This is a genomic window from Gordonia sp. 852002-50395_SCH5434458 (assembly GCF_001665905.1).
In the GTDB taxonomy this organism is placed as follows: Bacteria; Actinomycetota; Actinomycetes; order Mycobacteriales; family Mycobacteriaceae; genus Gordonia; species Gordonia jacobaea.
This window is the reverse complement of the sequence record NZ_LZTC01000002.1, coordinates 1-12,763: the sequence shown is the minus strand read 5'-3', so window position 1 is coordinate 12,763 and position 12,763 is coordinate 1. Positions and strand designations below refer to the sequence as shown.

15 protein-coding genes are annotated in these 12,763 nt (G+C 64.6%); 5 read left to right on the top strand and 10 right to left on the bottom strand.

Annotation, left to right across the window (positions count from 1 at the left end):
• Window positions 1-379 precede the first annotated feature (379 nt).
• Window positions 380-904, top strand: coding sequence for a DUF1697 domain-containing protein (locus A5785_RS00235; protein ID WP_049699368.1), 525 nt, complete (start codon window positions 380-382; stop codon window positions 902-904).
• A gap of 2 nt (window positions 905-906) precedes the next feature.
• On the opposite strand, the gene A5785_RS00230 is transcribed toward A5785_RS00235, so the two are convergent.
• The 8 genes from A5785_RS00230 to A5785_RS00195 form a co-directional block, all read right to left on the bottom strand.
• Window positions 907-1,389, bottom strand: coding sequence for a hypothetical protein (locus A5785_RS00230; protein ID WP_064864041.1), 483 nt, complete (start codon window positions 1,387-1,389; stop codon window positions 907-909).
• 50 nt (window positions 1,390-1,439) lie between these two features.
• Window positions 1,440-2,405 (bottom strand): isopenicillin N synthase family dioxygenase, encoded by a 966-nt coding sequence (locus A5785_RS00225; RefSeq protein ID WP_064864039.1) that lies wholly within the window; start codon window positions 2,403-2,405, stop codon window positions 1,440-1,442.
• A 33-nt stretch (window positions 2,406-2,438) separates the two neighbouring features.
• Complete coding sequence (locus A5785_RS00220; protein WP_064864047.1) at window positions 2,439-2,891, bottom strand: MarR family winged helix-turn-helix transcriptional regulator; 453 nt, start codon at window positions 2,889-2,891, stop codon at window positions 2,439-2,441.
• A gap of 81 nt (window positions 2,892-2,972) precedes the next feature.
• On the bottom strand, window positions 2,973-3,716 hold the full coding sequence (locus tag A5785_RS00215) for a hypothetical protein (RefSeq protein ID WP_049699365.1): 744 nt from the start codon (window positions 3,714-3,716) through the stop codon (window positions 2,973-2,975).
• Window positions 3,713-4,129, bottom strand: a complete 417-nt coding sequence (locus A5785_RS00210) for a CoA-binding protein (RefSeq protein ID WP_064864045.1) — start codon at window positions 4,127-4,129, stop codon at window positions 3,713-3,715. The genes A5785_RS00215 and A5785_RS00210 overlap by 4 nt, the downstream gene beginning before the upstream one ends.
• 11 nt (window positions 4,130-4,140) lie before the next feature.
• Window positions 4,141-5,013 (bottom strand): hypothetical protein, encoded by an 873-nt coding sequence (locus A5785_RS00205; RefSeq protein ID WP_064864037.1) that lies wholly within the window; start codon window positions 5,011-5,013, stop codon window positions 4,141-4,143.
• Window position 5,014: 1 nt separating this feature from the next.
• Complete coding sequence (locus tag A5785_RS00200) at window positions 5,015-6,325, bottom strand: NAD(P)/FAD-dependent oxidoreductase (protein ID WP_064864035.1); 1,311 nt, start codon at window positions 6,323-6,325, stop codon at window positions 5,015-5,017.
• Window positions 6,326-6,328: 3 nt separating this feature from the next.
• Window positions 6,329-6,649, bottom strand: coding sequence for a hypothetical protein (locus tag A5785_RS00195; RefSeq protein WP_064864033.1), 321 nt, complete (start codon window positions 6,647-6,649; stop codon window positions 6,329-6,331).
• A 96-nt stretch (window positions 6,650-6,745) separates the two neighbouring features.
• Between A5785_RS00195 and A5785_RS00190 the strand changes: the two genes are divergently transcribed.
• Window positions 6,746-8,446: an FAD-dependent oxidoreductase gene (locus A5785_RS00190; RefSeq protein ID WP_064864031.1), complete on the top strand. Its 1,701-nt coding sequence runs from the start codon at window positions 6,746-6,748 to the stop codon at window positions 8,444-8,446.
• 2 nt (window positions 8,447-8,448) lie between these two features.
• On the opposite strand, the gene A5785_RS00185 is transcribed toward A5785_RS00190, so the two are convergent.
• Window positions 8,449-9,531 carry an alpha/beta hydrolase gene (locus A5785_RS00185; protein ID WP_064864029.1) on the bottom strand — a complete coding sequence of 361 codons (1,083 nt, stop codon included), beginning with the start codon at window positions 9,529-9,531 and terminating at the stop codon, window positions 8,449-8,451.
• Window positions 9,532-9,597: 66 nt separating this feature from the next.
• Here A5785_RS00185 and A5785_RS00180 point away from each other — a divergent pair, with 66 nt between their 5' ends.
• Window positions 9,598-10,458: a ribokinase gene (locus A5785_RS00180; protein WP_064864027.1), complete on the top strand. Its 861-nt coding sequence runs from the start codon at window positions 9,598-9,600 to the stop codon at window positions 10,456-10,458.
• On the opposite strand, the gene zapE is transcribed toward A5785_RS00180, so the two are convergent.
• On the bottom strand, window positions 10,437-11,330 hold the full coding sequence (gene zapE / locus A5785_RS00175; RefSeq protein WP_197494431.1) for a cell division protein ZapE: 894 nt from the start codon (window positions 11,328-11,330) through the stop codon (window positions 10,437-10,439). The genes A5785_RS00180 and zapE overlap by 22 nt on opposite strands.
• 170 nt (window positions 11,331-11,500) lie before the next feature.
• Here zapE and A5785_RS00170 point away from each other — a divergent pair, with 170 nt between their 5' ends.
• Window positions 11,501-12,082: a TetR/AcrR family transcriptional regulator gene (locus A5785_RS00170; protein WP_064864043.1), complete on the top strand. Its 582-nt coding sequence runs from the start codon at window positions 11,501-11,503 to the stop codon at window positions 12,080-12,082.
• Window positions 12,083-12,125: 43 nt separating this feature from the next.
• On the top strand, window positions 12,126-12,763 hold a 638-nt coding region (locus tag A5785_RS00165; protein ID WP_156527963.1), incomplete at its 3' end, for a DUF222 domain-containing protein.

Sequence of the window (12,763 nt, the reverse complement as noted above, 5' to 3'; positions counted from 1 at the left end):
GCACGAATACGAGATGAGCGCTAGTCTCGTGGGCTCGGAGATGTGTATAAGAGACAGCCCACCCGCCGACCAACCCAACAACCGCGGTGATGCGCGTACCGTCGGATCCAGTGGGTCCATCTCCCGCGGGTCCGCGGAAAGTGCATTGCACATGAACCAGCCAGTACCAGTTCCACCGCCCACGCCGACGCCGGCTCCTGAGCCGATTCCGGAACCCCCGCCAGAGCCGCCGATCCCGGTCCCCGCGCCAGAACCGATTCCTGATCCAGGCCCGACTCCTCCCTCACCAGAGCCACCCGAGCGGCCCCTCGTGATCTGAAAGCTCGGGTCAGGACCAACGACGCTAACAGAGCGCCAAAGTCGGTGAGACACTGTAAACATGCCACGTCGAGCAGTACTGATCAGAGCGATCAACGTCGGTGGTGCGAAGGTTCCGATGAAGGAATTGCGCAGCATCGCAGGCGATCTCGGAGCAACCGACATCTCGACGTACATCGCTTCCGGCAACCTGATCTGCACGCCACCGGCGGCGCCGAACCATTTCGACAGAGCACTCGAGGCGGCAATCGAGCAGCGCTACGGATTCTTCCGCGAAGTGATCAGCCGTTCGCGCGACGAACTCGTGACCGCTCTCGACACCCACCCGTTCGACGTCGTCGACGAGAAGTTCTCGTACGTCTACTTTTTGGTGGATACGCCACCGGAGGATCGACTGAAAGCGTTTTCGGACAAGGTCTTCGGCAACGATCTCTCCCAGGTCATCGGCTCCGACCTCCACATCCGCTACGCGGAGGGCGCAGGCACCTCGAAGCTGACGGCACCCGTGATCGCACGAGGACTCGGCGTGCAGGGCACAGGGCGCAACCTACGGACCGTCCGCAAGCTGATCGAGCTGACCGCCTAGTGTCAGGCCCGCCCGATCGTGCTGATCGCGGCGTCGATATCGCTGCGCTGCTGCTCCGCGGGCGTCTCCCACAGCTTCTTCGGTAGTTCTTCGAGTTCGACGATGGCGGCGTCGATCGCTTCGAGTTCCGAGTCCCGCTCCTCCTCGGGGAGGGTCGGGACGTGAATGAGCTTGTCGTCCAAGTCGAAAACTGCCGCGTCCAGACGATCGCGCTCGGCCACCAGGCCGGCGTCGTTGGCGATCCACGGGTTCTGGTGGACGTCGGCGATGGCATAGCGGATTCGACGGTGCATCCGCGCCTCCCGTGACGTCGACGTCGTCCAGTCGTCAGGGGCGCGGCTCGGCTGGCCGGGGATGAGGTCGTTGGAGCGCGCGAAGCGTCGAACCCGCTTGTCGGAATCGACGGCGAACCACGCCGCTCCTGCCAGAATGATCAACGCGACCGCAATGGTCACGATGATGACTATCCACGCGACCGCGCTCATAACTGGACTCCCTGCACCGACATCTCACCCGACACGGACATAGTCCGACCTTAGCCGTGGTGCCGCGCCGCGACGTCGGGATGCGCGCGTGTCCTCGACTTCCACGCGTTCTCCCCGTACGTCGAGTAGAGCGGGTTGGCCGGATCCTCTTCGACGCCGCGCGAGAGTTGCGCGAGGTCGGGCGGTAGGGCGAGCGTCGGGACCCGGGCGTCGAGCGCCGGGTTGAGGAAGTAGGGAATCGAGATCCGGTCGGTTCCCGGCGCCGGAGCGAGTACCCGATGCCGCGTCGCCCGCAGGAAGCCGCCCGTCGCGACCTCGAGCAGTTCTCCGATGTTCACGATGAACGCACCCTTGAGCGGCGGTGCGTCGATCCACTCGTCGGCACCCGCCTCCACCTGTAGGCCGGTCGAATCCGGTTCGACGAGCAGCAGCGTGAGCACACCTGAATCCTTGTGTGCGCCAACGCCTTGCGATGTCTGCGTGGTGCCCGGATAACGCACCACCTTGATCAGAGTGGCCGGTGCCGTCGCGAAGGCGTCGTCGAAGACGGTCGCATCGCCGGTGAGTGCGTGCGCCCAGTGACGCAACAGCTCGAGCCCGACCCCCGACAGCGCTGCGTCCCACTTCTCGAACGCCGGACGCAGCTCCGGAAGGGCGGACGGCCACTGGTTCGGCCCCTGCAGATTCCAATACCCCTGCGCGTTCTCGATCACGTCGCGCTCGGGCCCGATATCGATCTGCTCGCGCCAGTCGACTTCCGAGTTGGTCAGTTCGCCACCGAGGCGTGAGTAGCCACGGAAATGCGGACTCTCGAGCTGGCTGATCTCGTCCTTGGCATCAGCGGGAAGCGCGAAGAAACGCCTGGCCAGCGCCAGGATCTCGTCGATCTGCTGTTGCGGGACGCCGTGTCCGACGAGGTAGAAGAAGCCGACTCGGTGCGTCGCGTCGAGGAGCGCGGATTCGAACCCCGCGGGATCGGAGGCGGCCGTCGAGAGGTCGATGATCGGTAGACCCATCAGTCCATTATCTACCCGAGCTAGAACGGGTCCCTACGCGCTCGGCGCCTTCGCCGCCGCAACCGCGGCAGTGTTGACGCGCGTCAGGGCTCGGTGCAACTCTTCGAGATCAGACAGCTCGACGCCCAGTGCATCGACGACGGCCCCGGGAATCGACAACGCCTGCTCACGCAGTGCACGACCCGACGACGTGAGATCGACGTCGACGTTGCGTTCGTCGTCGCCGCGACGCCTGCGCACGATGAGTTGCTGTTGTTCGAGTCGCTTGAGAAGCGGAGAAAGGGTCGCGGAGTCGAGTTGCAGCACCGCACCGATATCTTTGACCGCTCTCGGTTCCGACTCCCAGAGCGCGAGCATGACCAGATACTGCGGATGCGTCAGGCCGAGCGGATCGAGCAATCGGCGATAGATGCGCAGTACCGAACGATTCGCCACGGCCAACGCGAAACAGACCTGCCGCTCCAGGAGTAGCGGGTTGGTGTCCATGTCGTGCGGATCGGCCGTGTCCTGCGAACTCACCTATTCAGTGTGTCATATTCAATCGCTCGCTATCGATTGGCGAGCTGCTCAGGCGGCAGTGCTCGGTGCTTCGGGGTCGGGCTGCGAAGGCCTACCCGCGACGAGGTCGGCAAGCTTCAGTCCATAGGAACCGAATTGCGCGTCGAAATGCTCCGCGCGATACGTGGCACGGTCCTGTTTGGCCTTCGAATAGTGCTTGCGTGCCCAACGAGAACCCGGGCGCGCCAACCGAACTGCGCCGATCCACGCGACCGGCGGGAGGTACGCCCCGATGACGGCCGTCGAATACTTGCCCTTGGCCACGCAGACGAGCAGCACACCGATGTGCACGACGAGGACCACGAGAATCACCACGTGGCCTGCGCCGAACCGTGCCGACTCGTCGTCGTCGGTGGTGACGGGATTGAGACCGAGCAGCAGTAGCCCGAGTGCCGCCACAGTGAGGGCAACGACCTGCACCGAGAGCTGCCCCTCACGCGACCAGTACACGTCCTGCATGTGCAGGATCATCGCGAACTCGTCGAGCACCAGCGACGCCCCGATGCCGATCAGCACTGCCGCGATCTCGCCGGCGGGCGCCGTGCCGTCGGCCGCCACGGACGTGATGGCGCCGATGATCAACAGGATGATCCCGGGTACGGCGTGATGGATGTGCACGCCACCGGAGACGTTGTTGCGGAACGGCCCCTTGCCGGCACGGATCAGGCGGGTGATGACGCGGGTGATGACGAACGTCAGCAGGAACGCCACGAACAGCAGCGCCAGTGGTAGTCCCGCCGGACCGTGGTTCATCGCTTCGGCGTGATCCCGGTGCGTTGCTGCTCGATCTTGAGGCACCGATCCTCGACGTAGAGCAGTCCGGCTTCCTCGGCGATCGCACGCGCCTCCGGTGACGTGATCCCCAGTTGCAACCAGAGCGCCTTGGCGCCCGCGGCGACGGCCTCGCGAGCGATCTGCGGGCAGTCGGCCGACGGTCGGAACACGTCGACGAACTCCACCTGCTCCGGAACGTCGGCGAGAGTCGGGTAGACGGCCTCTCCGACTATCGTCTCGGCAGTGGGATTGACCGGGATGATGCGCCAGCCAAGCGACTTCATCAGGGCGGGAACCCCGTTCGACGGCTTGGCTGGGTTGGCGCTTGCCCCGACGACAGTGATCGTGTCGAAGGTGCGCAGGATCTGTTCGGCGACATCATCGGTGCTCATGGTGCCCAAGTCTAGGTGTGCACTCCCTGCGCGGCGGGCTGCTCGCCTTCCTCACTCGTCAACCACGCAACCAGCGACGCACCGATGATCGCGCACACGAAGCCGACGACCGCGAGCCACTCCAGTCCGTCGACGGCCTTGTCTCCGAGGAACACCACACCGACGATGGCGGGAAGACCTGTCTCTCCGACGACGAGCACTGCGGTGACGGCGTTGACCGGTCCGACCTGCAGCGCAAGGGTCTGGATGTAGAACGCCATGGCACCCGCGATGGCGATGGTCCATGCTGCCGGATCCTTCAGCACCGTGAGGGGGTCGAACGGGGAGACGCCGTCGAGCACACGCACCGCGACTGCCAGCGCGCCGTACATGAGACCCGCGATCGCGCCTCCGAAGATGGCTCCGCGACTTCCGAGTGCCCGCATGACCGCGACGCCGAGTGCCGCAACCGCCGTGGTGATCACGAACAGCGCCCAGTGGAATTTCATGTCAGCGTGTGTCGACGCCTCTTTGGACGCCGATGCGCCGAGTACACACAGCGCGAACACGACGAGCAGGATCGCCGCCCAGTCTTTTGCGCGCAGCGCGGTATGGAGCATCACCGTGCCCAACAGTGCGGTCACGATGAGATTGCCCGCCACGATCGACTGCGCGAGGAACAGCGGCAGGAATCGCGCCGCGACCGCGCCTCCGATGAAACCGAGCATCACGGTCAGCGTGCCGAGGAGAAACGTCGGATTGGTGAACGCGGCTAGCGCACCGCTCGCCGATCCGCTGTTGCCGGAACCCTGTGCCGCCTCTTGTGCCCCTTTGGCACGCAGGACCGTCGAAAGTCCGTATGCCAATGCAGCCAGACACGCCGCGACGATACCGATGACGTACATGTCACTCGTCGGGGTAGGGCTGATGCGCTCTGCGAGGGTCGCCGTAGGTGATCGCTCGTTCGCTTCGAGTTCCGGTGATCAGCGTTGCCGACCAGGTCACCAGCGCGCCCATGCGGTTCCGAACGCCCGCGAGGAAGGCCACGTGGATCACTCCCCACGCGAGCCAGCCCAAGGTTCCCGACATTTCCAGCGGACCACTCTGCACGATGGCATTTCGTCGCGCGATGTAGGCGGCATTTCCGAGGTCGTGATACTTGAAAGGTTTACGTTCTGATTGTCCCGCAACGAGATCCGCGATCACGCCACCGACGTGACGCCCACCCTGCATGGCCACCTCTGCCACGCCCGGCAGTTTGTTCAACGACGACGTGTCGCCCGCGACGAACACCTCGGGGTGCCCCTCGACGGAGAGGTCGTCGCGCACCGGAATCCGACCGGAGCGGTCGGCCTCGACGCCGAGTGCCTTGGCGAGAGTACGCGCGAACGGGACAGCCTCGACGCCCGCTGTCCACAACGTCGTCCTGGCCTTGTATGTCGTGGTCTCGTCGGTCTTCTTGTCCTTGGTCGTGACCGTGTCCTCGCCGACGTCGACGACATGGACACCGAGATGGGTTTCGACGCCGATCTTGTCGAGTGTGCGCTGGGCCTTCTTGGACAGCGACTCGGTGAACGACGGCAGGATGCGATCAGCTCCGTGGAAGAGGAGAACCCGGGCTTCGGTCGGGTCTATCGAATCGAACTCTCGACCGAGTGCGAGCGTCGCCAATTCGCGTATCTGTCCGGCGATTTCGACGCCGGTAGGGCCCGCGCCTGCGACAGCGAAGGTGAGCCACTTCCGACGCTCCTCGGGATCGGTGAGTGTCTCGGCAATCTCGAAGGCGCCCAACACTTGTCGTCGAATCGCAAGCGCGTCGTCGAGCGTCTTCATGCCGATCGAGTTCTCGATCGCGTCGTCGCAGCCGTGATACGCGGTCCGCATGCCGGTCCCGACGACGAGGTAGTCGTAGCTGATCTGGGCTGGACTGCCGTCGGCACCGAGAACGGTGAGAACCTTTGCCGCGACGTCGATATCGTCGGCCTCGCCGAGCACCACGTTGACGTTGCGCTGACGTCGAAGCAGATGCCTGATCGGGCTGGTGATGGCACCTTCCGAGAGCACGCCGGTTGCGCACTGGTAGAGAAGCGGCTGGAAGAGGTGGCTGGTGCCGCGATCGACGACGGTGATCGAGACCGGCACCTTCTTGAGTCGCCGAGCTGCGTGTACTCCGGCGAACCCGGCTCCGATGATCACTACGTGTGGCTTGGCGGCCATGTTTCAGGCTCCCGTGTGAGAGGTGGTGGCGGTGCGGGAGGTGACCGCGTACGTCGCGGCGCCGAAAGCACCGGTCACCGCGAAGACCGATGGCCATGCGCCGATCTTCTCCGCGAGTGGGTGCGACAGCCCGAACGCTGCGAGGTAGCCCGTGAGAAGTCCGGCCGCCGGTCCCGGCCCCCTGCTCAGCCACTGGCGCGTGCACCAGGCGCCCGCAATTCCGAGGACCACGCCCCCGAGTGGACGTTTGCCGGTGTACCGTGCGGTCGCATATCCGCCGATCAAGCCAGCACTGGCAACACCGACAGTGGGATCCACATGCATGCCGGTCAGCCTAGCAATGGTTGAGGCTGCGCCGCGTGGTTGCGCGTTGAGCTGAGCGCCCACTCGACCGACGCCGATTCCTGCCACACTGGAGCCATGGGTGACCAACCCGCAATCGTGCTCGTGTCGTCCGGCCACGCAGAGCAACTTCGCGGCGAGTTCGGCCGGTACCTCCGTGACTATCGCATCGAGTGTGCGGAGTCGGCCGTCGGAGCGGTCGTGCTCCTCGGCAGCCTTGTGGGCGAGGGGGTTCCGGTGGCGCAGATCGTCGTCGAGTCCGAGTTGCCCGACATGTCGGTGTTCGAGGCGCTGAGCACTTTCCGAAGCATCGTGCCGACGGCCAAGCGTGTCGTCGTCATCTCGTGGGAGAACTTCGGCGCCCACATCGAGTTGCTGCGACCCGCCCTCGCGAAGGGCAAATTCGACACATTTTTGCTCATGCCGCGCGGCGCTCGCGACGAAGAATTCCACTATGCGATCACCGAGATGCTCTCGGATTGGGGAGCGACTGTCGCGACCCCGGTCGTCGATTCCGTTCGTGTCATCAGCGACTCGTCGTCGGCGCTCACGCTCGGCATCAGGGACATCCTCGACCGCATGGGGATGCCCAATCGGGTGTACTCCAGCGACAGCGTCGAGGGGCAGGCAGCCATCGCGCTGTACGACTCGGGTGGCGCGCCCGTTCCGTTTCCGCTCGTCCACTCCATGGCCCCGAAGTTGCGTAACCGTGTGATCGCTCCGGGCACAGCCCGCGACGTGTCGGCGCTCATCTACGGGCGGCCGTCGGATGTGGACGAGGACGAGATCGTCGACCTGGCGGTCGTCGGCGCGGGACCTGCGGGACTGGCTGCCGCCGTGTACGGCGCTTCGGAAGGCTTGTCGACGGTGGTTCTGGAATCCGATGTCGTTGGGGGACAAGCGGGTACGAGTTCGATGATCCGTAACTACCTCGGCTTCCCGCGCGGCATTTCCGGCATGCGTCTCGCGCAACGAGCCCGCACGCAGGCAACACGTTTCGGTGCGCGCTTCTACTCCGGATGGCCGGTCGACGAACTGCGACTCGGCGTCGATGACGCTCCGCATCGCCTCTGCACCGAGGGTGGCGACGTGTTGGCGCGAAGTGTGCTCATCGCGAGCGGTGTCGCGTATCGACGACTCGGCGTCGAATCGCTGGAATCGCTTGTCGGGTCTGGTGTGAACTACGGTGCGGGGATGTCCGCGGCACGCGAGATGGACGGACGGGACGTGTTCGTCGTCGGCGGTGGCAACTCAGCGGGCCAGGCCGCGATTCATCTCGCCCGCTTCGCGCGCTCGGTGACGATTCTGGTTCGACGAGCAGACCTCACCGAGACGATGTCGCAGTATTTGATCGGCGAGATCGCCTATCACCCGCGGATCACCGTGCGTGGTACCACCGAGGTCATCGACGGCGGTGGCGATGGTCAACTCGAATGGCTCGAGTTGTGCGACACCGTCACTCGCGTTAGCGAGCGGGTGAGCGCAGGCGGACTGTTCTTGCTGATCGGTGCCGAACCGCATTGCGACTGGCTGCCCGCCAGTATTGCGCTCGACGATCGCGGCTTCGTACTGACCGGACGCGACGTTCCGAAGGATCAGTGGCCCGGCGAACTCCCGCCACCGAACCTCGTCACAAGTGTCGCAGGGGTTTTCGCCGCGGGCGACATCAGGGCACAGTCGATGAAGCGGGTCGCCGCATCGAGTGGCGAGGGAGCAAGCGCCGTCCCGATGGTGCACGCGTGGTTGGCAGCTCGGCGGACAGCATCAGCCGAGAGCTGACGTCACTTGTGCTGCAGCACTTCTCGCGTGTCGAGATCGTCGAGGAACTCCTCGACGCGCGGCCACGTCTGTTCCGCAGCGGCGTCGCCTGCGATCAGGCCGAGATGACTGGTCTCGACGGTCTGGAAGTGCACGTCGCTTGAGCCGCTGAGAAGTTCGACGCCGTGATGCGCAGCTTCCCAGCTCGCGATGGCGTCGCGGTGGCTGCCGAAGAGTTGGATGGGCTTGCGTATCGTCGTGAGATCGACGATACGACCGTCGAAATCGACTACACCCGAGGCCAATTCGTCGCGATAGACGAAGTTCTCCCACATCTGGAGCGACACCTTGCCCGCGTAGCCCGGCATGGCGTTTTGGAATCGGTCGATGACCTGCATGCGGGCGAGTGCCTCGTGGTCGTCGGCGTTGCGCAGGATGTAGAGCGGCTTCTTGAGTTCACGGTCGGCGGCCAGCGCGCGGTAGGCGATGCGCACCAGTGGCGCGGGAATGCCACCCATCACCTTGAGCGCGCCCGTGATCGGCACCCCGCCGACCGGCTGCATGACCCGTTTGACGAGCGGGTATGGCGTCACGGCGTCGTAGTCGAGCGGTGTACCGATCGCGGTGATCGAGCGCACCGGCAGGTCCGGGTGCGCCGCGATCATCAGGAGCGACACGGTCCCGCCCAGGCTCCACGCGGCGACGTCGACCTCGGCGGCGGAGTAGTCGGTGAGCACGCGGTCGATCGCCTGCGGGACGATGTCGTCGAAGTAGGTCTCGAAGCCGACCTGCCGGTGTGCCTGCCCGACGTCGCCGAAGTCGACGACGTACGGGATGCGTCCCGCGGCGAGGAGATGCTCGACGGCCGACTGCCCCGGCCCGAGGTCGTAGCAGCGAGCGGGCACCGCAAGCGGCGGGACCAGCAGGATCGGTGGCCTTCCCGACGCGCGGGCGGAGTCAACCTGCTCGGCGGTGCCGTAGCGACGCAGCGTGCGCTGCGGATCGTCGAAGAGGGTGACGTGAGGCGTCTGTATGTCTGGTGCAACCTGATGTCCGCCGAGGATGCGCGCCAGTGTCTGCACTCGTTTCCATCGTGATGCGGCCATCAGCTCTCCTCTATCGCGGTGATCGAACAGCAATCTACGCGACCGGCCGAACGGCATACTCGGGGTATGGAGGCAACAGGTTCAGGAGTGGTGGCGGTCGTCGGAACGTTGAATCTCGACCTGGTGGTCATACTCGCCCGCAGACCCGCCGTCGGCGAGACGGTCCTCGGTCGGTCGTTGACCGAGCGTCCCGGCGGCAAGGGAGCCAATCAGGCACGAGCCGCCGCCGCGGTCGCGTCAACCGCGTTGGTGGGGGCGACGGGCACCGACTCCGCCGGAGACCGGATGGTGTCTGATCTCGTCGACGCGGGCGTCGACGTCACGTACGTGCGTCGGGTATCGGGCACCAGCGGCCATGCGGTCATCGAAGTCGACGACGATGGCGACAACAGCATCATCGTGATCACCGGCGCCAACAGCCAACTGACCCCCGACGATGTCGGCGCGGCACTCGACGCGCTGCGCCCCGCCGTCGTGATCACGCAGTTGGAATCACCCACCGAGGTCACCGCTGCAACCGCGAAGTGGTGCCACGACAACGAGATTCGATTCGTCCTCAATCCCAGCCCGACGGCACCGGTCGACCCGTCGATACTCGCCGAGGCCGACCCGCTGATCGTCAACCAGATCGAGGCGGCGTACTACGCCGATTTGCCAAACGATGCCGAGCCCTCTGAGCTGGCACGAAAGTTGTTGACCATCAGCGGATCCGTGATCATCACGCGAGGCGGCGACGACGTGGTGGTCGCCGGGAGCGGATCGCTGGACATCCTCGACGTTCCGCAGGTCGACGTCGTGGATACCACAGGCGCAGGCGACGTCTTCGCGGGCACGCTTGTTGCGCATCTCGCCAACGGCACAATGCTTCTCGACGCCGCACGCGCCGCGAACAGAGCGTCGGCCGATCACGTCTCCACGTCGAGATGAGTCGAGTTGACTGTGGGCCGCAGCATCGACAATCGGCTGAATGTGCGGGCCGCGTCGGGCGGCGACGGCTGCGCGCGGAGGATGTCGCGTGGAGTTCCCCAAGACACAATGTGCAGTACGACGTCCCGGTCACAACAGATGTCGACCAGACTTCCCAAGCGTCGCAGCGGTTCTCGATCAGCGTGGGCAAGATCGGGTACGTCACGGAGAGTGATCTCGCGGAAACGCTCGGTCAGCGCGAGGTACTCCCGCGTCCCCAGCGGCCGCTCGCAGAGCTCGGCGAACGTGACTGCCGCCGCTATGGCGTTGTGTAGAACCTCGACCGACTGGCCGTTCATATCGATTCGTTCGGGCAACATCCCGGCGATCTGCTCAGACTCCGTCGGTGACCAGGTTCCGGAGGAAAAGCCGTGTCGTGGCGCGGCGGCGCACCTTCGGTAGTCGTCACCCTCGCCAATCCAAATAACCGAGAACTCTCTCTCAATGAGGTCAATCGCCTGTTGAAACCGGTAGTGCATCAAGGGGTTTGGAAGCAGCTGTTGCGGCGGATAGTTCGACGTCGCAATGAATAGTGTCCCGTCGCGGACGATGCGTCGAAGAGTTGCGGTGAGGTAGATGGCGTCGGCGACGTCGTGGACGTGAAACTCGTCGAACATGACCGCCGTCGAGCCAGCTAGCAACTCGTCGAGCGCGTCGTCGACAGTCCCTCTTGTGGATGCGATGAGGTGGTCGATCGCAGCGAAGACCTCGTAGAAGTGGAAGCGACGCTTTGATGCGGTGGGGATTGCGTTGAAGTACAGGGACGACAACGCGGTCTTGCCTCGCCCCGGATCTCCCCAGAGGTAGAAACCATTACCTACATTGAGCGCCATGGATGTCATCGTTTCACGTTGTGCGACATCGAGTTTCAGGTTCGATCCAACCACTACAGCGAAGAACGCCTCACGCATTGATTCCGCGGCCTTCTGTCGCACGCGACGTCGCATCTAGTCACCTCGTCTCGATTACTCTATATTTGTAGAGTAACCGAACGGAGATGTCGATGCCCCGACCCGGCGACCGCCGCCCACTCATCTGCGACTGTGCGATCACACTGCTCGCCGACGGTGGCGCACGCGCGCTGACACACGGCGCCGTCGACCGCGCCGCCGGACTGCCGAAGGGTTCGACGTCGTATTACTTCCGGACGCGCGACGCGTTGATCTCCGCAACCATCGAACGAATCCGTGCGCACTCGCGTGACGCCATGAACAACGCCGAGCCGATCGGTGAGATATCGGTCGACGCCGCAGCGGTGTTCATCGCCGAACAGCTGGCGGCGTTTACTGGCGTTCGACGCCCCGACGCGATCGCGGTGTTCGCGCTGCTGCCCGAGGTTCGTGAAAATGACTCGCTGCGAACAGAACTCAGCTCGTGCTTGTTCTCGCTAGATCGAGCCACCGCGCTACTCGAGGTGTTGGGATCGTCGACGCCGCGTGAGGACGCCGCCGACCTCATAGCGTTCCTGTCCGGGATGTTGTTCGACACCTTCTTCGGAATACGCAGTCGCGCTGTCGGCGGTGTCCGACCGGCTTCGGAATCCGTTGCGCGGCTGCTCCGGCAGATGATTTCCACAGCCCGCTGAGCACGGAACGAAAATTGTCAGACCTCGTCTGTATGTTCGATGTATGTCCTTGGAAACCTTCTCCGACCCGGCCGGCGCGGCCGACGCCACAGGCGTGCCCGCGTCGCAGCCGCCGGTGCTCGCGCGCGTCGCCGAGGACGAATCTCTGTCGAAGACCGATCTGGTCGAGGTGATCGCGCACTGCGCATCGACCATTGCTTCTGCACAGTTCCGCCTGTTGACGGCGATCAGTCTCATCCACGAGGAACACGAAGAAGACTACGGCGTCGAGATCGGCGAACTCACCGACGGCCGAGCAGACTCACCGGAAGCGGTGCGCGAGTTCGCTGCTCGAGGACAGACCGGTGACGACCCTCGCGCACAGTACGGCCCCAATGGTGTGGAACGCACCATCGCCGACGTCGGCGCAGTCTTGTCGCTACCGCCGGGTCGGGCACGCGAGTTGATCATCGACGCCCACGCCCTGCGCTACCGACTCCCCTACACCTCCTCACTCCTGGCCTGCGGGCGTATCGATTTGCAGCGCTTCCACATTGCTGTGGCACGCACCAGCCTGTGCGGCCCTGACACCATCGACGAGGTCGACGCCCGTCTCACCGCCGCCCTCTCGGCACGTGATCATCTGTCGACGACACGATTTGCTGCGCTCGTCGATTCTGTTGTCGCCCAAGTCGATGCCGA

Bases quoted from the DNA above. Each gene is read 5' to 3' on its own strand.
- A5785_RS00220 (WP_064864047.1), bottom strand. From the start codon at position 2,891: ATGGACACCAACCCGCTACTCCTGGAGCGGCAGGTCTGTTTCGCGTTG.
- A5785_RS00190 (WP_064864031.1), top strand. From the start codon at position 6,746: ATGGGTGACCAACCCGCAATCGTGCTCGTGTCGTCCGGCCACGCAGAG.
- A5785_RS00210 (WP_064864045.1), bottom strand. From the start codon at position 4,129: ATGAGCACCGATGATGTCGCCGAACAGATCCTGCGCACCTTCGACACG.
- zapE (WP_197494431.1), bottom strand. From the start codon at position 11,330: ATGGCGCTCAATGTAGGTAATGGTTTCTACCTCTGGGGAGATCCGGGG.
- A5785_RS00215 (WP_049699365.1), bottom strand. From the start codon at position 3,716: ATGAACCACGGTCCGGCGGGACTACCACTGGCGCTGCTGTTCGTGGCG.
- A5785_RS00185 (WP_064864029.1), bottom strand. From the start codon at position 9,531: ATGGCCGCATCACGATGGAAACGAGTGCAGACACTGGCGCGCATCCTC.
- A5785_RS00200 (WP_064864035.1), bottom strand. From the start codon at position 6,325: ATGGCCGCCAAGCCACACGTAGTGATCATCGGAGCCGGGTTCGCCGGA.
- A5785_RS00195 (WP_064864033.1), bottom strand. From the start codon at position 6,649: ATGCATGTGGATCCCACTGTCGGTGTTGCCAGTGCTGGCTTGATCGGC.
- A5785_RS00235 (WP_049699368.1), top strand. From the start codon at position 380: ATGCCACGTCGAGCAGTACTGATCAGAGCGATCAACGTCGGTGGTGCG.
- A5785_RS00205 (WP_064864037.1), bottom strand. From the start codon at position 5,013: ATGTACGTCATCGGTATCGTCGCGGCGTGTCTGGCTGCATTGGCATAC.
- A5785_RS00230 (WP_064864041.1), bottom strand. From the start codon at position 1,389: ATGAGCGCGGTCGCGTGGATAGTCATCATCGTGACCATTGCGGTCGCG.
- A5785_RS00225 (WP_064864039.1), bottom strand. From the start codon at position 2,405: ATGGGTCTACCGATCATCGACCTCTCGACGGCCGCCTCCGATCCCGCG.
- A5785_RS00180 (WP_064864027.1), top strand. From the start codon at position 9,598: ATGGAGGCAACAGGTTCAGGAGTGGTGGCGGTCGTCGGAACGTTGAAT.
- A5785_RS00170 (WP_064864043.1), top strand. From the start codon at position 11,501: ATGCCCCGACCCGGCGACCGCCGCCCACTCATCTGCGACTGTGCGATC.